Source organism: Nostoc sp. ChiVER01 (genome assembly GCF_034531155.1).
Lineage (GTDB): Bacteria > Cyanobacteriota > Cyanobacteriia > Cyanobacteriales > Nostocaceae > Nostoc.
On sequence record NZ_JAVRBS010000008.1, the window covers coordinates 147,147 to 168,871 of the forward strand.

Below are 21,725 nucleotides of genomic sequence, written 5' to 3' on the forward strand. Positions count from 1 at the left end.
TTAACAGTCTAATCCTACTACCAGAGGTTACAATCGCCCCAGCATGAGTAATCCATCTTCAGGTGGATTTTGGCGGAGTTTCGGTGTAGTTAGCGATCACACTAATATAAATCAGATGCACCAACAATATTCCTGTCCAACTTAAAGTTACCCAAGGCAGCCACTCCCAAGTAGTGCCTTTCAATATGTGGAAAAACCACAAGCCAGAATTAATCGTAGCAGCGATCGCTACATGCACAGCAAAATTCATTCTGTCATCGATCTTGCGGTAATCAGGGTCTTTGCGATCGGGTTTGCGAGGCCAACGAGGAGGCATAAATATTTGTTACAGATTTAAATACACCCTATTTATTCTAAGGTTTTTGTGGCATTGGTTGCTATTTGACCCTTACAACCAGTCATAATTGAACTGGAAGCCAAGAGCCGATGGGTTAAATCAGATGACGATCTTTGAGCAAATAGACCCCGATCTCCTCTATCCAGATAGCGACGGCAAACCAATGGCAGACAATACAGAGCAATATCGTTGGATTGTCCTGATTAAGGAGAATTTAGAGATTCTGTTTGCTAATAATGAGAATGTTTTAATTGCGGGAGATTTACTTTGGTATCCCGTCCGTTCTCAGCTAATTACACCGACTGCACCTGATGTAATGGTTGTCTTCAGTAGATCAAAGGGAAAACGTCGTTCTTATCGTCAGTGGCAAGAAGATAATATTCCACCGCAAGTAGTTTTTGAGATTCTTTCTTATAGTAATGATACTAAGGAAATGGAGCGTAAGTTGGAGTTTTACGATACTTACGGTGTTGAAGAATACTATTTATATGACCCTGAAAGTTTTCAACTAGATGGCTGGTTGCGGCAAAATAACCATTTGAATAAGCTATGGCAAATGGATGGTTGGGTCAGCCCCCGCTTAGGAATTAAATTTCAAACGGGGCTTGGGGAGTTGGTAATTTACCGTCCAGATGGACAAAGATTTTTGAATTCCTTGGAACTTAATCAACGGGCGGAACACGCTGAGTTATTGCTAGAACAAGAACGCCAACGCGCTGAACAGTTGGCAGCATATTTGCGTAATCTCGGCATTGATCCTGATAATCTTCCGTAACTGGGGGGTGGGCAGTGAAATAGAGTAACTTACTTACTCTGGCGGTGAATAATCTCCTGATTTCCCGCCACTCTTACTAATCAAACGAATTGATTCAATTTGAATCGATTTTTCTAAAGCTTTTGCCATATCGTATAAAGTCAAGGCAGCCACAGAAACGGCAGTTAAGGCTTCCATTTCTACACCAGTTTCAGCTTTGGTTTTGACTGTGGCTTGAATTTGATAACCGGGTAGTTGGGGATCGGGTATGATTTCAACTGCAATTTTTTGCAAAGGCAACGGATGACACAGAGGAATTAAATTGGCTGTTTGCTTGGCTGCCATAATCCCAGCCAATCTTGCAGTTGCCAACACATCCCCTTTTGGGACATTTCCGGCTTGAATGGCAGCGAAGGTGGCTGGTAGCATCCGCACATTGGCTGCGGCTACTGCTTGGCGGATGGTGGGTGCTTTATCAGATACATCTACCATCTGCGCCTGTCCTTGGCGATCTAGATGGGTTAAGTTAGCAAAATTGGATGGAAAATTATCTTGCGCCATTTAGTTAGAACGTGTTAATATAGATTGTCGGTGAGGGCGTGTAGCTCAGTGGACTAGAGCACGTGGCTACGGACCACGGTGTCGGGGGTTCGAATCCCTCCTCGCCCGTTTTTAAAAGTTGAAAGTTAGGAGTGAGGATTTAAAGTTCCTCACTCCTAAGTTTTAGGTTGTTCAAGGCATAGGCATCTGGAGCTAGACCTAGTGCAAAGCGCAGGGAGTTCGATAGGTTTTTGCTCGACTGGGTGAGGAAAAGGACAAGTGCAATAGAAGTGATCCCAGCACCGTAGCCAAACATATCGCGGTAGCCTACCCGTTCGGCGATGATACCCAGAAGAGGAGCAGCGATCGCAATTCCCATATCAAGTCCAGCTACGCATATAGCAAAAATTTGCCCCCGTTCTTGCGGCTGTGAGCGGTCTGCCATCATTGTGATCATCATTGAGATGAGTGTACCACCACCAGCACCTTCAGTGATCGCAGCCAGTAAGAAAAACATCACGCTGTGAGCCTGCCACAGCAGTATTAAGGCTAAAATATAGCAAAAAATACCAAAAGTTATAAACAAACCACGGCCAAAGCGATCGCTTGCCTTACCAGCAAATACTCTGATACTAAAACTAGAAATTGCCGAGGCTGTAAAAAACAGTCCGCCATTAAAGTCCACATCGCTGGATTTGAGGTATAACGACACAAAAGTATGTACAGCACCGATAGATAAACCAACCAATAACATAACTATCGTTGGAACTTTTACCCGTGGGCTGCTCAAAATTTGCCAAAAGTTGCGAGCGTTTTCTTCAGTTTGCTGTTGTATCTGCACTGGCGGATTTGTGACTTGTACAATCTCCAAGAGAGCGACAAAACCCAATTCGGCACAGAAGAGAAATAATATCCCGTAACTACTTGTAGCTTCCAAATATCCACCCAAGGCAGGGCCAATTGCTAAACCAAGGGGAGTTGCTAAGGTCATGTAACCAATGATTTCGCCACGAGTTTCAGTGGGAGCTAAATCTGCGACTAAGGCGCTGTAACCAGTGGTGAAAGCCGCAACACTAAGACCGTGAAAAATCCGCACTAGGATTAATAACCCAAGAGATTGGGTTGCCAAGTAACCAAAAGGTGCGATCGCAGCTACTATCGTACCAATCAATAAGGTAATTTTTCGACCACGTTCATCAGCTAACCGTCCCAGCATTGGACGAGATAGCAATAAGCCAATGGCGAAACTGCCCATCACAATCCCAATTTCTTGCTTACTTGCGCCCACATCATCGATGTAAAGCGGTAGAGTTGGTAAGAGCGAAGATATGCTTGACCAGAATAATAAACCTGCCGTAAATAAAATCAGCAGGTTGCGCCGCAGTTCGGTATCAAAGGTACTAAATGCTTTCAAGGTAGATGCAATTTAATGGTTTTTTGTCATTTGTCATTTGTCCTTTGTTCTAGAGTCAACCAATATTTACCATTAACTATTTACTAATGACTAATGACCAATGACCAATGACTAATGACTACTATTGTTACCTTACTTAACATTTTTTGCTACTACCTCTCGCACGCGATAGATAGGCCGCCCTTGGGATTCATGGTATGTACGCATGAGTAATTCTGCTAAAAGACCGAAGCAAAATAACTGCACTCCGGTTACTAGGAGGAGAACTGCTAAAATCAGCAAAGGGCGATTACCAATCATCTCACCTAAAGCCAATTTAACAAAAGTCAAGTAAATTCCGATCGCAGTTCCCGAAACCATTGACATCAAGCCCAACAGCCCAAAAACGTGCATTGGGCGGGTAAGGAATCTTTTCATAAATAGGATGGTTAACAAATCCATCAGAACGCGGAATGTCCGCCAAATTCCATATTTACTGCGACCAAAGCGACGGGCGTGATGGCGCACTGGTACTTCAGTAATTCTAGCTCCTTCGATGTACGCCAAAGCTGGTAAAAATCGGTGTAATTCTCCGTAGAGGTTCATATCTGCTAGCAGTTCTGCACGATATGCTTTCAGCGAACAGCCATAGTCATGAATATTCACGCTAGTAGTACGGCGAATTAGCCAATTAGCAATTTTGGAAGGAAGTAAGCGATTTACAGCGCCATCTTGGCGTTTTTGCCGCCAACCACTCACCAAATCGTAACCCTCATCCAGCTTTGCTAATAACATGGGAATATCAGCCGGATCATTCTGGAGATCAGCATCTAAAGTAACGATCGCTTTACCGACTGCATAATAAAATCCAGCAGCCATCGCCGCAGTTTGTCCGTAGTTGCGACGCAAAATCACCGCTTTTAAATCTGTACGGATTTGCGCCTGTTCTTTGAGAAAATCCCCAGAACCATCTGTAGAACCATCATCTACACAAATGATTTCATAATTTATCTGACTAGAAGATAAAGTAGATGCGATCGCTTCTAATAAAAGCGGCAAACTTTCCACCTCGTCATGTATCGGCAGCACCACCGAAACATCTGGAGCAACTGCTGAAATCGCCCCATTTTCCCCCATCACCCCTTGTTCAACCAACCCACTCCTCATATTTCTTCGCGCCCTTCGCGTCTTCGTGGTTCGTAACTCTTGATAACTCTACCAGCACCTCGCAGCTGCTGATAGTACGACTGACTAACAACATCTCCCTGTTCCGAGAGAATATCAATCCCAATCCCATCCCGTCCCTGATCTTTCCCAGAACTATGAATGTAATAACCATCTGCCAAATAAAGCCCGACATGGGTTGCTTTTTGGCTAGTTCCAAAAAATACCAGATCCCCGGCTGCTAATTCTGCAATAGTAATTGGTTGAGTGAATCCTTCCTGCTGATAGGCATCTCTAGGTAGCCAAATACCCACCGAAGCAAACGCCGCCTGCATCAACCCAGAACAGTCATAATTTGGCCCAACCGTACCGCCCCAAAGGTAATAATTGGATTGTTGCATCGCTTTTTGGGTAAAGGCGATGACCTCTGCTAGCAGTTTTTTAATTTCAGATTCAGAAAATGTTGCAGCTTGATAATGTACAGTAGCAGATTGTAATGAATCAAAATCTGAAAGGGATACCCATCCAGGATAGTCATCTTCACACAAATACACCTCAATCGCTGAATTTTGATGATTTGATGTTACCCATAAATGTCTCCCAGATGCAGCTTGAGTTGCTAAACGCGTACATTCAGGAGAATCATATAAATTAAGGTCAGCAATACACTGATACTCCCCTGATTTTAGATTTTGAATTTTGGATTTTAGATTAAAGGACATTACTGGAGAATGATTTTTTTTAATAAAGACGAACAACTCGAAAATCTTGGTAATGGCATTTTAGATGCAAGTTGGGCAGAATTTCCGACCTTAGCCCGGAATCAAATTGCCTTGACTTGGGTTGTTTACGATCCACCGGTGCTAGTAAATACTGGTGGGGCACTGACTCCCAACGCTTTTTGGGATCATCCAGTTCGTGGTTTTACTTATCGTGGTGTTGAACGGATTTATCCCGCCAGCGTAGTCAAGCTATTTTACCTAGTGGCGGTAAACGAATGGCTAGAAAAAGGGATGACTAACACTTCCAAAGAGTTGGAACGCGCCTTGCGGGATATGATTGTAGATTCTAGTAATGATGCTACCAGCTTGGTTGTAGATATTCTGAGTGGTACCACATCAGGGCCAGAATTGCCAACCGGGCCTTTTGAAACCTGGAAATATCAACGTAATATTGTTAACCGCTATTACCAATCTTTGGGTTGGGAAGAAATGGATACGATTAACGTCTGTCAAAAAACTTGGGGTGATGGCCCTTATGGACGAGAACGGGCATTTGCGGGAGAGTTACTGGAAAATCGCAATATGTTGACAACAAACGCGATCGCTAGGTTACTGCATAGTATTGTAGGTGGGGTGGCGGTTTCAAGTGTGCGCTCGCAAGCAATGATGGCTTTGCTCAAACGTAATCTCAACGATTTACCTACTGACACCGAGGAAAATCAGGTAACAGGTTTCTTAGGTAGTGGACTGCCTGAAAATGCTCAAATTTGGTCAAAAGCAGGTTGGACAAGTCAAGTTCGCCATGATGCTGCGTATATTGAAATACCAGAACAGCGCCCTTACCTCTTAGTGGTATTTACTGAAGGTAAAGCGCACGCTAAGAATCAGGCAATTTTGCCCTTTGTTTCTAAACTAGTTGCCGATGCGATCGCTAGTCTATAATCCACTCCTGTGAACTTAAGTGAAATCGGCGGTTAGAAACCTCGTCTACACAGGCAAAACCCACATCCGTGGGTTCAAACCCTCAATTTTTTTTAGTACAGCTTTGCGTAAAATTGTAGCGTTTTTAATGCAAGGGGATACATTAGCATTGTTAGTCGATGCATTGGCATTGTTAGTCGATACATTGGCATTGTTAGTCGATACGTTGGCATTGTTAGTTGATGCGTTAGCATTGTCAGCCGATGCATTGGCATTGTTAGTCGATGCGTTGGCATTGTCAGCCGATGCATTGGTATTGTCAGTCGATGCATTGGCATTGTCAGTCGATGCGTTGGCATTGTCAAATTTAATTCGCTACGAATTAATGAAATGCTGTACTTCGTCCGCGTAGGCGGACTTTGTTTGTGTAGCTGTAAATTCCATTGCCTTAGCTATTTAACTTAAATTCATCAAACTTCAATACTTCCGAATCAGGCTTGCGAGTATCAAAACGATAACTACTTATCGTACCTGTCCCCGTATCAAAGATACTAAAAACTGTAATATCATTACTCGAAATATAAGGCATTGGCTTTCCATCTTCACCCAACAAAGGGGAAATTGTTGGCACTATCGGTTCTAACCCATTGGGATCGCCAAGCTTAACATAATCCTCTTGATATCCAATTGGCACTTCTCGCTTTCTATCACCCCAAGCAGCGCCGTAAGTATTACCTACATTAGATGTTTCTAGAAAGTGCATTCCAGTCTGACTAACAAAGCGGTTCCACAAATGGGAATGCCCATAGAATACCAGTTGCACATTAGCTGCTTCAAGTAAAGGGACAACATCGTGGATAATATAATCTGCGTCTTTTGGGTACTCATAACGCACTGCTTTAATATTATTATCATCCCGTTCAATTATTTGAACTGGTTCTGTATAAGCAGGAACTATATTATCGCCCAGAGTGTGAGGCGGATGATGGAACATCACAACTTTGTATTTTGCTTGTTGAAACTCAGGGCTGTTGAGTTCTGCTTCTAGCCAATTGTACTGCTTGCTGTCTTTAGCAATTGGCTCATAAATTACTTGTCCATAACCCCAATCTTCAGGATTATTTAAATCCTTTTCCGCTTCTCGATATCTACCCTTATACTTTCCACCTAAGCTAGGAGTCCGCCACATATTCGTAACGTAGAGTACTATCAAACGCGCATCGCCAAAGCTGACTGCATAATATTTTTTTCCACCTTCTTTACTTTTTGGTAAAGAGAAAATCTCTTCATAAGTATCAGTATTAAAAGAATTATCTATTAAAGATTTGTCACCGTAGATTTTTTGAGCAATTGCACGGGGAATTGTATCATCAAATTCATCATCTAAACTTCCCGTTCTGGCAAAGCGTCCCATTACCTCATGATTGCCAATGCAAGTAAAGATGGGTGCGTGTTGAATTATTTGTCCACCGGTGTAGGTTGTTTTAACACCATCGTGTGTCATTTCATATTTAGCACGACCTTGTAAACCAGGAAATAACGCACCACCACCATTATCATCAAACCATTCTGAGGCGCGATCGCTAACATTCACTAAATCACCAGCAAACCACACCCCATCAACCCGTCCAACTGTTTCCACTACTTTTTGTAGATTTGCCGCCGTCATTGGCTTTAACTGATGGTCAGAGGTAAGTAAAATTTTTAGTGGTATATCCGGTTTGGGAGTAGCTGCGAGGCTAAAAACATCACTGCTAACAGTTTCGCCATCTTCTCGCATACTCGTAATGCGATAGTTTACCCGCAAACCAGGAGTTAACCCAATCACCTCAGCCTCATGCCGCCAAATGTCGCGTTGGATAGGTTTTTGATAAACTTGTCCATCTTTGATTTGGTTTGCAACTCTTGAGTGTTGGTCTTCACGAATGCGAGTGAGTTTGGTAGTATTTGCCTTAGCAGTTTGTTGAAGATTTTCGCCGTAGGTTACTGTATGATTAACACCAGCAAACTCAGTAAACCAAACTACTTGCACTGAGGTTTCAGTTGGTAGTTGCAAAAATGGATCGGTGAGCAATTGGGGTGCTGATGTCATAATTCTTTGCCCAAATGAACGCACAGTTAACAGAGTAAAGCATATAACAAGCACAAGCATAGCTACCGAGAAAATTTTACGGCGGCTTTTGCGTCTGAGCATGAGTAACATCCCAAATTTTTTAGCGAGTTCACCGACTAAACGCAATTTTATTATTACTCCCTTTCCGTTACTCGCCCATGAACAATAAGGGTGTTAGGATATCTTTCACCAGCTGAATCTGACTTATGAAATTAGTTTGCTCCCAAAGCGATCTCAGTACAAACCTCTCACTCGTCAGTCGTGCAGTACCTTCACGACCAACTCATCCAGTCCTTGCCAATGTGCTGTTACAAGCGGATGCCCAAACTAACCAGGTAAGCTTAACCGCCTTTGATCTCAGCTTGGGAATCCGCACCAGCTTTAACGCAGAGGTATGGCAAAGTGGTGCGATCGCACTTCCTGCTAAGTTACTTGTAGACATCACCTCGCGTCTTCCAGAAGGCGAAATCACTCTAGACGATGAATCAGCCCTCACAGGTGTTACACCTGGTGGAGAAGGATTAATTGTCACACTCACACCCAAGAGTGGACATTACCAAGTCCGAGCAATGGGGCCTGAAGAATTTCCGGAACTACCTGTAATTGAAAATACAGAAGTAATCCATCTCACTACCACCGCATTAATTGAGGGGTTACGTGGCTCATTATTTGCTACTAGTGGAGATGAAACCAAGCAAGTACTTACAGGAGTGCATTTAACAGTTAAACAAGATACTCTAGAATTTGCAGCTACCGACGGACATCGCCTAGCAGTTGTAGAAACTAGCAACGAGCGTCCTTTAAGTGGAACTAGTCAATTAGAAGTAACAGTACCAGCTAGAGCATTACGCGAACTACAACGAATGCTAGCTCATAGCGCCTCATCAGATGAACCTGTAGCTTTATATTTCGATCAAGGTCAAGTAGTGTTTGCATGGCAAAATCAACGTTTGACTAGTCGTACATTAGAAGGGCAATATCCTGCTTATCGACAACTAATTCCGCGCCAATTTGAGCGACAAGTCACAATTGAACGCCGACAATTTGTCAGTACCTTAGAGCGAATTGCTGTACTAGCCGATCAAAAAAATAATATTGTCAAGCTTAGTATTGATAGCGAAGCCCAAGAAATTACCCTATCTTGTGAAGCTCAAGATGTGGGCAGTGGTAAAGAGTCAATGCCAGCACAAATTTCTGGGGAAAATATTGAGATTGCTTTTAACATTAAATATTTGATGGAAGGCTTGAAAGAGTTACCATCTTCGGAAATTCAAATGCATTTAAATCAAAGCCTAACTCCAGTAATTTTTACCCCATTGGGTGGTTTAAAAATGACCTATTTAGCTATGCCGGTGCAACTTAGAAGTTAAGTTAGAAGCTGATGCGCGTCTAGATTGTACATTGAAAGCGGCGGGAAACCCAGAGACTTGTGGCGTCTACGGTGTAGACACAAGTCTCTTGACCTGCACTTTTATTGCATTGACCTGCACCTTTGTTGCATCGAGCTGCACTTTTATTGCATTGACCTGCACCTTTGTTGCATCGAGCTACACTTTTATTGCATTGACCTACACCTTTATTGCATCGAGCTTTTTTTGACTTGTGTGTACACCGTAGCAAGTGGCGTGGAGTTTTTCATAATTTCTACAGCCTTTGAATTAAATTGCTAAATAATCTCCTCTACGGAAAATACTACTCTAAAGCCACAAACCCTCAGTCCACCGTCTGACTCATTCCAGCTACGACTAGCGCTGCGACATAGTTCGGCGTTGAAACTCCAAGAACCACCGCGTAGTACTCGGCGATTAATATCACCACCAACTTCCCAAGGTGTTCCATCTGAAGGTGCGTCGCTGTAATTGTTGTGCCACGAATCAGCGCACCATTCCCAAACTAGCCCGTGCATATCATACAATCCGAAGGCGTTGGCGACTTCAAAACTACCAACGTTTGTTGTTTCTTTACGGAATTTGCTGTTTGGTTCGATAGTGCAACTGACTAACTCAGAGGTAATAGTTTCGCCAAAGTGAAAGGATGTTGTAGTTCCAGCCCGACAAGCATATTCCCATTCAGCTTCACTCGGTAAACGATAGTCGCGTCCAGTTTTTTCTGATAGTCTGAGACAAAATTCTACAGCCTCATACCAAGATACATTTTCCACTGGTCTATCTAAACCTTTGAATTTCGACGGATTGGGATTTAAATCTTGTTTGACTTTTGGTAAAGCTGCTACAACTCTCCACTGTGCTTGAGTAACGGGAAATTTCCCCATAAAAAATGGTTCAACGCTAACTTTATGTCGAGGACGTTCGTCAGCATCTCCTTCACACTCCGGTGAACCCATCATATAAGTATCGCCAGGAATCGATACCATTTCTAATGTGACAGATTTACCCAATTCTTCGGCAAAAAAGTTTGCATTACAACTCACGCGGTTTACTTCTCTACCACTTGTGTCTACTGTCACTACATCAAATTCAAAGGTTTCTAAGGGGGGTAATGGTACAATTACTTTTTGTGGCGGCGGCGATAAAATGGGCTGAGGCATCGAAACAATTTTTAGGGCAACAGGTTGAATATTCAATGTTGCAAATTTCAAATCGTTGAGAACTTCTGCTGCTGTTTGATACCTTTCACTTGGTAAATGTTTTAGTAATTTATCTAAAATTTTCCCTAAGTCGTCGCTGATAGTAATACCTTTTTGTTGTAAGCGATCGCGCCATAACCACTTAGCGTTCATGGCATCATAAATAGGGTCATTAATCTGTCCAGAAGCATCCTGCAACGGCAAACATCGAGTTAAAAGACGCACACAAGTTACACCCAAAGCATACAAATCACTGCCGTGACAAGCAAATCCAGCCATTTGTTCGGTTGGGGCATAACCAAGGGTATAAATTACTGTCGCTTGTCTTCCTATGCTGGTTTGTGTTACCTGTTTAGCACCGCCAAAGTCAATTAATACGGGTTTTTGATCGCTTGCACGGCGGATAATGTTTTCTGGTTTAATATCCCGATGAATGACATTATGAGTATGAATAAATTGCAGTACTGGTAATAAATCAGCTAAAAGTTCCCAAATTTTTGATTCACCATAAGTTTGTTGCTGAACTTCTTGTAAGAGAGTCTTTCCTTGAATAAATTCTTGTACGAGATACAAACTAGCACCTTGTTCAAAATAAGCAAGTAATCTAGGAATTTGAGTATGATTTTCTCCCAGATCATACAACCGAAAAGCCTCTTCTTTAAAAAATTCTGCTGCTTTGGTACGTTGTCCTGTTCCTTGAAATTGTGGAAAAAATTGCTTGATGACGCAGGGCGCGTTTAGTCTATCTACATCTTCTGTAGCATAGGTTCTGCTAAATCCACCTTCACCTAAAAGTCTCAATACGCGGTAACGGTTTCTTAGAAGTTTGCCAAAGTTGCTTTGTCCGCAACTCACGCAAAATCTATTGCTATCAGAGTTGAATGGATTTGAGCAATTGGGATTTTGGCAGATTTGCATAATGAGGGGGAAATAGCATCTTCTCCAAAGTTAGCCCCAATATTATCTAATTGAAAACAGTTATGTAGAGAAGCGAACACGGAACTTTATTGATGTGCTTAAAAAATATTTTTTATCTGAGGATAAATAGATCATAAAAATTTAAGAGAGATACATCACAGAATTGAAACCCCAAAGTGAACTGATATTAGTATTTTAGGCTTGCCGGAACGCACCCTACATTTTAATATAGCTGTTGTTGAATATAAGAAAAAGTTCACAAATAACCAATTGAAGAATTTAAAACTCAAAATCTAAGAGAATTACATAAGTGGATTGCAAACCCAATGAAACTTAAAATACTGGTATAGTTAGGCGTATAAAATCTTTTAAATATCTCCGAAAAAGAATGTAGAGGCGTTGCATTTCAACGTTCTTACAAGAGTTTCAAATAAAGCATAATTCAATACAGTTCAATTAAGCTTTTTTTCCTTTTATTTGCGTCTTTGGCGGTAGCCTGCGGCAAGCCGATGCAGCGTCTACGTTAAAAAAACTAATTTTGACAAGCGTACTGGTTTAAATTACCCTTTTCTCTTTTCCCTTTAACCGAATCGTGGAGGAGTGGGAGAGACAAGAAAGAAAACAATAATTCCTAACTCCTGTAGAGACGCTATTAATCGCGTCTTTACTCCTCACTCTAAATATCAGATAACTTAGTTAACCTTACGTTGGAAAGTAAATGTTCCAGACTGTCCAGGTTGAAGTGGCCCAGGAATTGTGTCTAGATAGGTGGTGATATCAACGCCAATCGCATCCGTTACTGCTGCTCCCACATTTAGATAAGTTACAATTCCGGCAGGATCGGTTGCAGTACTAAATACATGGCTAGTATCTACTTTCCCATTGTTGTCATTGTCTTTAGCCCAGTTATTATTAGTGGAATTACCATTTTCAGTAATAATAATTCCAGTTGCATTCAGAGTAGCGTTATTTGAGCCGATGGGAACTGACGAAATATTGGTGTAAGTAATGCGATACTCAATAATATTGCCTACACCAGGCTTTTTCACTGTTGTACTAAAAGTGCTATCATTCGCAGCAACAGCAGAGCCACTTCCTTGTAAAATCCGAGATTCTTTCACAAGTTTCAAGAAACCTGTGTAAACTTGGTCAATTGTATTATTGGAAGATTCTCCAGAGTTAAACGCTCCATCATTATTACTATCCACAAAAGCTCGAATTGTCACAGGAAAAGCTTTACCCGTATCTGTTGATAGAGGCGTTCCTGCTGGTAAATCTACAGTTACGGTATAATCAACTGGCAAATTATTGAGGGTTGGTAGGGTAATTCCTAAGCCAGAAGTCAAGGTGAACACAGTGCCATTATATGTGTAAGTGGCAACACTGACTCCAGAAATTAAGGTTACGGTTGTACCTGATGGTAGGTCACTGGTATTGGTTGGGGTAACTGGTACTAATAAGACGTTATTCAACAGAGTTGGATCGGGGTTTAATATAGTATTGAAGAAGCTCACAGCAGCAGGATCAATGGTAGATCCTGGCGGTAGATAGAGTGGAACGATCGCTGATTGGTTTGAAAAATCATTATTATTATCAGTTGCTCCCACAGCGTTAGCGTGCAGGTGCGGCCCATTCAAAATCGAGGTTTGGGCAGTCATCGTAAAGGTGTTAACTTCACCTCCAGGCCCTTGACCTGTGTTGTTATTACTAGTATCTGCCCCTTGAGTAGTAACATTTGCTACTCCAAGATTCGGAACATTTGAACCAACAGTACTATCATCATTAAAGTTGCTAGGGCTTTGGTCGCCCGACTCATCATAAACTAGCTGATTGAGTGCATCACCTTGAGTTTGACCAAAGCTTTGAGCAATATTAGAAATTGTGGCAGTGGAAGTTAGAACTCCATTTGTCACTACTTGAAAGGATAATCCATTCACTGTTGTACCTGCGGTAAGACTGCCAGATTTCACAAATCCAACACGAGTTACTAAGCTTAAATCAACTGGTACAATACTAGTCCAAAGGGCATTGTTCGCTGTCACTAGTGTAGGTGTCACAGTGTAAATAACACTCCAACCCGTAGGAGGAGTAACTACGCTTGCTAAACGAGTATTTACGGGAATAGCATCAGACACCAAAATTTTGGCACCAATCAGACCATCTACGTTGATGTTCGTACCTACCAAATTTGCAGGAGTTAATCCTGTACTACCAGTGGGACTTGTGGAATCAATTTTTAGACTCAAATCGTAGGTCAACTTATCATCACTCAAATTGTTGGGTGTACTGGAATCTGAATACCCAGAACGAACTTTTAAGACTTTAGCAAAAGCCTGTGGAATTGCAGAGATAGTAGTTGTTTGTATAGCACTAGCTTCTCGTTCTCCATTCAGAGGTATCCCTGCTGTTTCTCCTGCTGTTCCATCTAAATTATCAATGGTACGGACTTCTGTCGCGTTTGAGCCATCAGAACTATCAGGTTGGTTCTGGGTAGTATTACTGTTATCGTTAGGGCCTGTGTCACCTAATAATACAGTAATAACTGAACCTGGCGTTGCTAAAAGATTAACTGTGACAGGAACACGTACTTTGACAAATCCACTGACAGGAATGGAACTAGTGGTGAAACCAGTATTAGGAATAGTAGTTTCAAATGTGCCGTTACCATCTAAATCTGCGGTGATTGTGCCAGCTGTTGCTGACCCTGTAATAGTAGCTTTACCCGGAATGAAGAAACGGGTAGGATCATTCCCCACATTAGTAATCAAAAAATCGTAGTACAGCAAATCGTTAGATACAACACTACCACCTGTTGTATCTGTGATACCTTGAGAAGTCACCGTAATTCCTGCTGTCTCTGCTACAGAAACTGTTACAGTATTGGAAGTAGTTTTATTAAGAACATTTACTCCCAAATTATTCACGTAATTATATTCAGCAGTTGCAGTGTTGTCGATAGTAGTACCAGCAGTTGTACCATCTGCTAGAGAAGGCATTACTACTGTAAATGACCCTCCTAAAGAAATTGCTGCTACTAGTAAAAAACGGTAGTGATGAAAATTATGAGCAAAAAAGTTCCGTAATGGTTTCATGATTTATGAACTGATTTTCAGTCCTTGAGTTGTTGTGTAACATCTTGCACCAGTTGTTTTAAAATATTTTTGTAGTTAAACACTGCTTTATATTTGCTTAACCCATGATTTTGGATCTCTAAGCAATGCTTACTCTACGAATATTGAGAATGGTGTAAGATATGTTTTTCTAGTACCTTTATCTACGAGACGCTGTACGACCGTGTAACTGTTAATAAATGTTACTCATAGACTCGCTAACAGAATTCTTAATTGCTATTAATTAGGGGTTTGAGATATTTCATTAAGGTGCCTTGTTTTTAACGAACTGTAGTAGTTATAGAAAAAAACGACGCAAAAATTATGGCTAAATCAAACCACAAATGTATGAATTTGTTTTCAATTATTGTGTAATAAATCACAACAAAATGTCCATAATATTTTATGGACTGTTTATTTAGTACAGACAATTAATCCACAAATTACAAAAATAAGTGGATGAAAACAAATTAAACATTAGACTTGTACTTGCAAAGTCCTATTACTGATAACTTTGATTTCAAGTAACTTCGTCTATTTTTTATAAAAAACCAACGCTGCTAGGCTGATTTGGTACTGAACTTTACATACTCTATTGTGTTTGTGGAGCTTGATACTTCACCACCGTAAACTTACTTAATTTAAAATATTGCTGGATGTTAAGCAATTGTTATAAATACTAAATTTTTGACCCTTAACTCTCACTACAGTTCGGTTAAGACAAAAACTAGATAGACTGAGGGTTATTACTGAAGTGTACTGAGATTAAATTAGGTAAGTACTCTAAGCCTGAGAAACTGCGATGCCATTTGATGCCATTAAGGAGGCGAAATCGTTAAGATTGCTTTGACTCTTATTTGAAATTTTTATTCTCTCCAGAAATGCGGATTAATTCAGCTACAAGAGCAGCGATCGCAGATACTGTAATCAACATCACACTCAATGCGTTAATATCAGGCTTGACTCCCGATCTAATCCGGCTAAAAATTTCCATTGGTAGAGTGTTATAACCGCTACCAGCAGTAAAACTGGCAATAAGAAAGTCATCTAAACTGAGAACAAAGGCCAAGAGACAACCAGCTACAATACCAGGCATTAATTGAGGTAACAATACTTTAATAAAAGCTTGCGTTGGTGTAGCGCCTAAATCTAATGCTGCTTCTTCTAAGTGAGGATCTAAATTGCTCAGTCGTGAAGCAACCACAAGTCCTACGTAAGCCAGACAAAACACGATATGGGCTGCAACTATCGTCCACAAACTCAAAGGTATGGCAAAGGCTGCTAGACATACTAGGGTAGCGACTGCGATCGCAATATCGGGAATAATCAATGGTAGATAAGCAATACCCTGATACAATTTTTTTCCAGGAAATTCGTAACGCGCCAACCCAACCGCCATTAAAGTTCCCAGTACTGCTGATATAGCCACGGCACAACCACCAACTATTAAACTGTTTTGCAAAGCTGATAAAATGCGATCGTCACTAAATAACTTGCCATACCAATCAAGAGTGAATCCTTGCCAACCTGCACTATAGGGTGACTGATTAAAGCTATAAAAGCTAAGTACCAGTATAGGCAGGTACATGAACACAAACATCAGCAGTGAGAAAACCGCCTGCCATGAGACACGCGGTTTATTGATCGATGGAGATATATTCACGTTTATATTTGATTTTATTGATAGCAATATAAAATATCATATTTAATGTAATAAGTCAATATATTAACTCTTTTTTCTCCCTTTTGCCTGCTGTTAAAAGCTTAGATAGAATTCCTAATACAACTTCACCGCTTCTAATTTCAAGTACCTACTTTACGAAAATGTTTCCTTTGGGTGGCTACGAGTTCTTCTTTAGAGTACGGAAAGTCGTCCAAAAAGTGCCTATGCAATTCATGCTTTAAACAACGTTTTAAAATCAGATAATTGACAGGTGATAATAGACTATTTTCGTTCATTCTCACCATTTAACTTAGATTTTGACAATTTTAGAAAATTGCTATTTGTAAAAAAATCTGTATTTCAAATTTTACCAAATCACCAAAAATCAATAAATTAAAATATATTTACCTCTTTAGGAGAGGGTAATTTCCATACAAAGATAGACAAAGGATATAGAAATAAGGGCATAAGATTTTGAGAGAAGTTTTAAGCAGCTTGGTATCTAAAATTACTTTTGCATGCAAAGTGAATTAATTACAAGCACTAGAACAACAGAAAGAAGAAACTTTTAATTCAAATTTTATTTGTTAGGAGGTTTGTGATGCGAATAGCTCAAGTAGCCCCACTATGGGAAAGAGTTCCACCTCCAGCTTATGGGGGTACAGAGTTAGTAGTAGGGTTACTGACCGATGAATTAGTTCGACGCGGACACGAAGTAACTTTATTTGCGTCGGGAGATTCTATCAGTCTGGCAAAACTAGTGTCAGTTCATCCGCGTGCCCTCAGACTCGATCGCACTATTAAAGATTACAACGTTTACGAAATGCTGAATCTAGCTTCGGTTTATGAACGTGCAGAAGAGTTTGACATTATTCACTCGCATATCGGATGTGGGGCACTGTCCTACACAAATCTCGTCACAACCCCAACAGTTCACACATTGCACGGTACTTTTACGCCTGACAACGAAAAGATGTTTAGTTTTGGGAAAAAACAACCCTACGTTAGTATTTCCAATTCACAACGAGAACCAAGGTTAGGGTTGAACTATCTAGCAACGGTTTACAACGGAATTGATGTCAGCAGTTATAATTTTCACGCCCAACCAGAAGATCCGCCCTACTTAGCGTTTTTGGGTAGGATGTCTCCTGAGAAGGGAGGACACTTAGCAATAGAAATTGCAAAACAAGCTGGTTGGCGTTTGAAAATGGCGGGTAAGATTGATGCCGTTGATACGGAATACTTTGAGAAGGAAATCAAACCGCACATTGACGGGAAGCAAATTGAGTATTTGGGTGAAGCTAACCATGCTCAAAAAAATGCTCTTATGGGAGGTGCAGTCGCAACTTTATTCCCCATCACTTGGCGAGAACCCTTTGGATTGGTGATGGTGGAGTCAATGGCTTCGGGTACGCCAGTGATTGCGATGAAATTGGGTTCTACTGAGGAGGTAATTTCCCACGGCAAGACGGGTTTCCTTTGCAATAATACTCAAGAATGCATTAGTGCCATTGATCGGGTAATAGAATTAGACCGCTACGCTTGTCGCCAGTATGTCCAAGACTGTTTCAGCGTTGAGCAAATGACTGATGGCTATGAGGCGGTTTATCAACAAATATTAGCAAAACGATTTTCTCAAAATGGGCGTTTCCGTAGTTTGATTAGTTTAGGTAGCGATCGCACTTAAATATCGCATGTTTTTAACTAAGTAGGGAGGCACAGCTGTGCGACCCTACCAAATTACGCGATTGCTCCATTTTTCTACAGTTATAGTACTCAATCCTGGAACTCTTTCTAAGTCTTATAAAGATATAAATTTTTGCTGTTGACGGCTAATAATTATTCGTTGTGCTAACTTCTTACCTACACCAGGCAGAGTTGCTAATTCTTCTAGACTTGCAGTGTTAATGTTTATTTGTTTAACTGCTTGTAGTTCACTTTATGAAGTTTTTATCTGTGGACACCGTGTTTGTTCTACTTTAATCTTTGTTTGAATTGCTGGTGGTAAGCCGGGTTTAATTTTAGTATAAAGACGAGTAAATTCGCGCGCGTAATGGGCAGCAACTATGGGACTTTGAATCACTACAAGCGTCTCATCGTTACCATTATTGGCAGCATCAGACCAATTATGAGAACCTGTAATTACTGTTTTACTATCAATAACACCAAATTTATGATGCAATAAATCGCCTTTGGGTAACACAGGTACGCCTACGGTTGTAATTGGATTTGACCAAGGATGGTTATCAACTTCATATTTACATTTGTTACTAAGAGCAACCCCCATCATATCCAATGCTTCGCTATAAGGACGATAGGCAAATTGTGGTTCAATTAAAGCGCGAATTTGTACACTCTGTTGATGGCGATTTTCTAAGATATTGGCAAGACGCTGATCGGAAAATACAAATAACGCCATATCAACAGATTTGGTTGCTGAATCTAAAGTTTTACCAATTAAACCATTACTACTATTATTCCAGGGTTGAGTTGGGGAAGTAGGCGAAAACTGCACAGTGATTTTGGTGTTCCCTAAAGTTATTTGTTGAGGCGATCGCATCGGTTTTTGCAAACCAAATTTACTATCTGGTTTACCTCCTGGGCCATCTCCCCACATAATGTTAAACTCTTGTGTAAATAAAGATGCTAATTCGGGGCTGTCAATTTGCAATAAGTTATTGGCATTGCCTAAACTGCTAGAATTTGTGAAATCACCATAAGTATCACTTAAAGTAAAATTAGCTGAAGTTATAATTAGAATGCGATTATCCACAATTACAAATTTGTGGTGCATCAAACTGCTACCTGCTGAACCATCTGCTTGATCGTCTATCCAGGGAATTTTGGCATTTTGCAAAATTATCAAAGCATCTCTTTGATTTATTTCTGCTGGACTGAGTTGATTATCTTGGTTAATATCGATAAATTTGCGAAATTCGTTGTAACGTTCCTGTTCCCTTTTATCTAACTTACCTACTTCAGTAGATGTTAAGCTGCTCCAAGGTCGGCTATAGGTATTTTCTAAAATTATCCTGACTTTTACCCCAGCTTTTTGTCTATCAACCAGTGCTTGGGCAACTTTAGGTAAACGTAATTCTTGCACTGCCACATCTACTGTAGATTTAGCTTGGGTAATAGCATTAACAATCTGTTTTTCTAAATCATCCCCAAGACGAGTTTGCTGACGGTAAGGTTCTTTGTATTCTGAAGACTCAGAATGGTTAAAGTAAACTTGAACTACCGGATCTTGTGGTAAAGGTTGTAGACGTTGATTAGAAGACTGAACTCGCTGACAAGCAGCAAGGGGAAATATCAGTAAAAAGACATATAAAAAATATCTTCGTCTAGAGATAAGTTGCACTGTAATCTGTTAAAAGTGGATTAGGAGTGGACATATTTATCATTCCCAAAATTTTGTCTTCTGAATTAAGTAGAAAAATAACTTTCTTAGTATTGGGAAAAATCTACTGCTAGAGGCATTACAGAGATTTTTTCAGGATTTGTCCACTCAAACTGTATATGCTGACAAGATCAGCTATTACCAACGTGTGTTCTCACCATTATCGGTTATATGCAAATTTATCTAGATTACAGCGCCACTACTCCGACTCGAAAAGAAGCGATCGCAGTTATGCAAACAGTCCTCACCGAACAGTGGGGCAATCCTTCCAGCTTACATGAGTGGGGGCAAAGGGCGGCAACGGTTGTAGAAGAAGCCAGAGTCCAAGTTGCTGGATTAATTAACGCTATCGATCCAGCATCAATAATCTTTACATCTGGTGGTACCGAAGCAAATAATCTAGCGATTATGGGTGTGGCTCGGTTGTATGCTGTTCCTCAACATATTATTATCTCCAGCGTGGAGCATTCAGCAATTTCTGAAACAGTAAGGTTGCTAGAAATGTGGGGTTGGGAAGTTTCACGCCTATCTGTAGATGTCAAAGGCAGAGTCAATCCCCTAGATTTAAAGGCAGCATTGCGACATAACACAGTTTTGGTTTCTATAATTTACGGACAAAGTGAAGTTGGAACAGTGCAACCGATCGCAGAACTGGGTAAAATTGTGCGATCACATGGCGCTTTGTTCCATACAGATGCGGTGCAAGCTGCGGGACGTTTACCTATAAATGTGCAACAACTACCCGTAGACTTACTTAGCCTCTCCAGCCATAAAATATATGGCCCGCAAGGTGTAGGGGCGCTATACGTGCGTCCTAGTGTGGAATTGATGCCCTTACTGGGTGGTGGTGGACAAGAAATGGGACTACGTTCTGGTACGCAAGCAGTACCGATAATAGCGGGATTTGGTGTAGCAGCAGAATTAGCAGCCGAAGAATTGGCTATAGAAACACCACGGTTAATTGAGTTACGCGATCGCGCCTTTGCCCAATTAGCTGAAATTCCTGGTTTAATTCCTACAGGGGATAACTGCGATCGTTTACCTCACCATATCAGTATGTGCTTAGAATACGCCGATGGGGAAAAACTTAGCGGTAAAACCTTGGTACGACAGCTAAACCTTGCTGGTATCGGCATCAGTGCTGGTGCTGCCTGTCATAGTGGTAAACTTAGCCCTAGTCCGATATTGTTAGCGATGGGTTATTCCGAAAAAGCTGCCTTGGGTGGAATTCGCATAACTTTGGGGCGTGATACCACTGAAGCTGATATAGATTGGACAGTTATGGTATTGAAGCAAGTTTTACAAAGACTGACACCGGATTTATCTTTAGTTAAACATTAAATCAATATCATAAATTACGTACCTGCGAGATAGGGAATATTGCATATTGAGCGTGTTTCTGGTTAATTTTACTGTCTATTACTATGTAAATATCCCAAAACAGGATAAAATCAAAGATACTGAAGTTTCAGAGCCACGTAAACCAATAAATGAGTCTATCTAACCCAGAATCGAGTTCCCTCAAGACTTTAAAACGCAAGGCTACCAGCACAGTAGGTCGGGGAAAAGTAGTCAACCTCAACACCAACTTAAATTTTTCTGCATGGAATGATGAAAGCGTTGCTTTATATCTGGGTGATAGTCTCGAACATTACAACAATTGGGAGCAGCCTACAGTCATCGTTTCAGATGGAGCTTACGGTGTTCTTGGTTTTGAAGGAGACACTTCAGATCATATTGATTTACCAAATTGGTATGAACCTCATATTGAAGCATGGTCAAAAGCAGCCATACCATGCACAACGCTCTGGTTTTGGAATTCAGAAATTGGCTGTGTATTCATACCTCCTCCTTACAAGATGCTTCAGATATCTTTTGTTCAAGTTTTCTGAGAATATCGCAAGGATCTACGCCGATTACGCTAGTAACTAACAGAAACTCAATTACATCTAACCGCCGTTCACCATTTTCATATTTGGCTACAAAAGATTGTGGCTTATTCAAGGATTTAGCAAGCGTCTGTTGAGTTAGTTTTGCTTCCTTACGAGCCGCAATCATACAGCGACGGAATATTTCATAGTCCTGACTGAAAACAAATTTCAT

At 40.9% G+C, this 21,725-nt stretch carries 17 protein-coding genes, 1 tRNA gene and 1 pseudogene; 8 read left to right on the forward strand and 11 right to left on the reverse strand.

The window, feature by feature from the left end:
• Positions 1 to 58: 58 nt before the first annotated feature.
• Positions 59 to 316: a 2TM domain-containing protein gene (locus tag RMY00_RS13205; protein WP_322647981.1), complete on the reverse strand. Its 258-nt coding sequence runs from the start codon at positions 314 to 316 to the stop codon at positions 59 to 61.
• A gap of 124 nt (positions 317 to 440) precedes the next feature.
• Between RMY00_RS13205 and RMY00_RS13210 the strand changes: the two genes are divergently transcribed.
• Positions 441 to 1,112, forward strand: coding sequence for a Uma2 family endonuclease (locus RMY00_RS13210; RefSeq protein ID WP_322648108.1), 672 nt, complete (start codon positions 441 to 443; stop codon positions 1,110 to 1,112).
• A gap of 33 nt (positions 1,113 to 1,145) precedes the next feature.
• Here the strand turns inward: RMY00_RS13210 and moaC are convergent, their stop codons facing one another.
• Positions 1,146 to 1,652 (reverse strand): cyclic pyranopterin monophosphate synthase MoaC, encoded by a 507-nt coding sequence (moaC, locus tag RMY00_RS13215; RefSeq protein WP_322647982.1) that lies wholly within the window; start codon positions 1,650 to 1,652, stop codon positions 1,146 to 1,148.
• Between the two features lie 34 nt (positions 1,653 to 1,686).
• On the opposite strand from moaC, the gene RMY00_RS13220 reads away from it, so the two are divergent.
• Positions 1,687 to 1,760: transfer RNA gene (locus RMY00_RS13220), tRNA-Arg, on the forward strand.
• Between the two features lie 31 nt (positions 1,761 to 1,791).
• Here RMY00_RS13220 and RMY00_RS13225 read toward each other — a convergent pair.
• The 3 genes from RMY00_RS13225 to RMY00_RS13235 form a co-directional block, all read right to left on the reverse strand.
• On the reverse strand, positions 1,792 to 3,045 hold the full coding sequence (locus tag RMY00_RS13225; RefSeq protein WP_322647983.1) for an MFS transporter: 1,254 nt from the start codon (positions 3,043 to 3,045) through the stop codon (positions 1,792 to 1,794).
• A 132-nt stretch (positions 3,046 to 3,177) separates the two neighbouring features.
• On the reverse strand, positions 3,178 to 4,191 hold the full coding sequence (locus tag RMY00_RS13230) for a glycosyltransferase family 2 protein (protein WP_322647984.1): 1,014 nt from the start codon (positions 4,189 to 4,191) through the stop codon (positions 3,178 to 3,180).
• Positions 4,188 to 4,910 (reverse strand): C40 family peptidase, encoded by a 723-nt coding sequence (locus RMY00_RS13235; protein ID WP_322647985.1) that lies wholly within the window; start codon positions 4,908 to 4,910, stop codon positions 4,188 to 4,190. The genes RMY00_RS13230 and RMY00_RS13235 overlap by 4 nt, the downstream gene beginning before the upstream one ends.
• Before the next feature lie 9 nt (positions 4,911 to 4,919).
• Between RMY00_RS13235 and RMY00_RS13240 the strand changes: the two genes are divergently transcribed.
• Positions 4,920 to 5,852, forward strand: coding sequence for a serine hydrolase (locus RMY00_RS13240; RefSeq protein ID WP_322647986.1), 933 nt, complete (start codon positions 4,920 to 4,922; stop codon positions 5,850 to 5,852).
• A gap of 19 nt (positions 5,853 to 5,871) precedes the next feature.
• The gene (locus tag RMY00_RS13245) at positions 5,872 to 6,243 is read left to right on the forward strand and encodes a hypothetical protein (RefSeq protein ID WP_322647987.1); all 372 of its coding nucleotides are present in this window, start codon (positions 5,872 to 5,874) and stop codon (positions 6,241 to 6,243) included.
• A 36-nt stretch (positions 6,244 to 6,279) separates the two neighbouring features.
• Here the strand turns inward: RMY00_RS13245 and RMY00_RS13250 are convergent, their stop codons facing one another.
• The gene (locus RMY00_RS13250; RefSeq protein ID WP_322647988.1) at positions 6,280 to 7,923 is read right to left on the reverse strand and encodes a metallophosphoesterase family protein; all 1,644 of its coding nucleotides are present in this window, start codon (positions 7,921 to 7,923) and stop codon (positions 6,280 to 6,282) included.
• A gap of 227 nt (positions 7,924 to 8,150) precedes the next feature.
• Between RMY00_RS13250 and dnaN the strand changes: the two genes are divergently transcribed.
• A complete protein-coding gene (gene dnaN / locus RMY00_RS13255) occupies positions 8,151 to 9,314 on the forward strand; it encodes a DNA polymerase III subunit beta (protein WP_322647989.1) in 1,164 nt (387 codons plus the stop codon).
• A gap of 296 nt (positions 9,315 to 9,610) precedes the next feature.
• On the opposite strand, the gene RMY00_RS13260 is transcribed toward dnaN, so the two are convergent.
• From RMY00_RS13260 to RMY00_RS13270, 3 genes are all read right to left on the reverse strand, one after another.
• Positions 9,611 to 11,449, reverse strand: a complete 1,839-nt coding sequence (locus RMY00_RS13260; protein ID WP_322647990.1) for a bifunctional serine/threonine-protein kinase/formylglycine-generating enzyme family protein — start codon at positions 11,447 to 11,449, stop codon at positions 9,611 to 9,613.
• 692 nt (positions 11,450 to 12,141) lie between these two features.
• Positions 12,142 to 14,541: a hypothetical protein gene (locus tag RMY00_RS13265; protein ID WP_322647991.1), complete on the reverse strand. Its 2,400-nt coding sequence runs from the start codon at positions 14,539 to 14,541 to the stop codon at positions 12,142 to 12,144.
• Between the two features lie 871 nt (positions 14,542 to 15,412).
• On the reverse strand, positions 15,413 to 16,222 hold the full coding sequence (locus RMY00_RS13270) for an ABC transporter permease (protein WP_322647992.1): 810 nt from the start codon (positions 16,220 to 16,222) through the stop codon (positions 15,413 to 15,415).
• Between the two features lie 601 nt (positions 16,223 to 16,823).
• On the opposite strand from RMY00_RS13270, the gene RMY00_RS13275 reads away from it, so the two are divergent.
• Positions 16,824 to 17,909, forward strand: a complete 1,086-nt coding sequence (locus tag RMY00_RS13275) for a glycosyltransferase family 4 protein (RefSeq protein WP_322647993.1) — start codon at positions 16,824 to 16,826, stop codon at positions 17,907 to 17,909.
• A gap of 45 nt (positions 17,910 to 17,954) precedes the next feature.
• Here RMY00_RS13275 and RMY00_RS13280 read toward each other — a convergent pair.
• A pseudogene (locus tag RMY00_RS13280) lies at positions 17,955 to 19,583 on the reverse strand (phospholipase D-like domain-containing protein).
• Between the two features lie 210 nt (positions 19,584 to 19,793).
• On the opposite strand from RMY00_RS13280, the gene RMY00_RS13285 reads away from it, so the two are divergent.
• Positions 19,794 to 20,963 (forward strand): cysteine desulfurase family protein, encoded by a 1,170-nt coding sequence (locus tag RMY00_RS13285; RefSeq protein ID WP_322647994.1) that lies wholly within the window; start codon positions 19,794 to 19,796, stop codon positions 20,961 to 20,963.
• Between the two features lie 149 nt (positions 20,964 to 21,112).
• Entirely contained in the window at positions 21,113 to 21,514 is a 402-nt protein-coding gene (locus RMY00_RS13290; RefSeq protein WP_322647995.1) for a hypothetical protein, read from the forward strand.
• Here RMY00_RS13290 and RMY00_RS13295 read toward each other — a convergent pair.
• The gene (locus RMY00_RS13295; RefSeq protein WP_322647996.1) at positions 21,462 to 21,725 is read right to left on the reverse strand and encodes a helix-turn-helix transcriptional regulator; all 264 of its coding nucleotides are present in this window, start codon (positions 21,723 to 21,725) and stop codon (positions 21,462 to 21,464) included. The two genes, RMY00_RS13290 and RMY00_RS13295, sit on opposite strands and share 53 nt — an antisense overlap.

Coding starts and splice junctions, on each gene's coding strand:
- RMY00_RS13205 (WP_322647981.1), bottom strand. CDS start 316: ATGCCTCCTCGTTGGCCTCGCAAACCCGATCGCAAAGACCCTGATTAC.
- RMY00_RS13210 (WP_322648108.1), top strand. CDS start 441: ATGACGATCTTTGAGCAAATAGACCCCGATCTCCTCTATCCAGATAGC.
- moaC (WP_322647982.1), bottom strand. CDS start 1,652: ATGGCGCAAGATAATTTTCCATCCAATTTTGCTAACTTAACCCATCTA.
- RMY00_RS13230 (WP_322647984.1), bottom strand. CDS start 4,191: ATGAGGAGTGGGTTGGTTGAACAAGGGGTGATGGGGGAAAATGGGGCG.
- RMY00_RS13235 (WP_322647985.1), bottom strand. CDS start 4,910: ATGTCCTTTAATCTAAAATCCAAAATTCAAAATCTAAAATCAGGGGAG.
- RMY00_RS13240 (WP_322647986.1), top strand. CDS start 4,920: ATGATTTTTTTTAATAAAGACGAACAACTCGAAAATCTTGGTAATGGC.
- RMY00_RS13250 (WP_322647988.1), bottom strand. CDS start 7,923: ATGACATCAGCACCCCAATTGCTCACCGATCCATTTTTGCAACTACCA.
- dnaN (WP_322647989.1), top strand. CDS start 8,151: ATGAAATTAGTTTGCTCCCAAAGCGATCTCAGTACAAACCTCTCACTC.
- RMY00_RS13260 (WP_322647990.1), bottom strand. CDS start 11,449: ATGCAAATCTGCCAAAATCCCAATTGCTCAAATCCATTCAACTCTGAT.
- RMY00_RS13265 (WP_322647991.1), bottom strand. CDS start 14,541: ATGAAACCATTACGGAACTTTTTTGCTCATAATTTTCATCACTACCGT.
- RMY00_RS13275 (WP_322647993.1), top strand. CDS start 16,824: ATGCGAATAGCTCAAGTAGCCCCACTATGGGAAAGAGTTCCACCTCCA.
- RMY00_RS13285 (WP_322647994.1), top strand. CDS start 19,794: ATGCAAATTTATCTAGATTACAGCGCCACTACTCCGACTCGAAAAGAA.
- RMY00_RS13290 (WP_322647995.1), top strand. CDS start 21,113: ATGAGTCTATCTAACCCAGAATCGAGTTCCCTCAAGACTTTAAAACGC.
- RMY00_RS13295 (WP_322647996.1), bottom strand. CDS start 21,725: ATGAAATTTGTTTTCAGTCAGGACTATGAAATATTCCGTCGCTGTATG.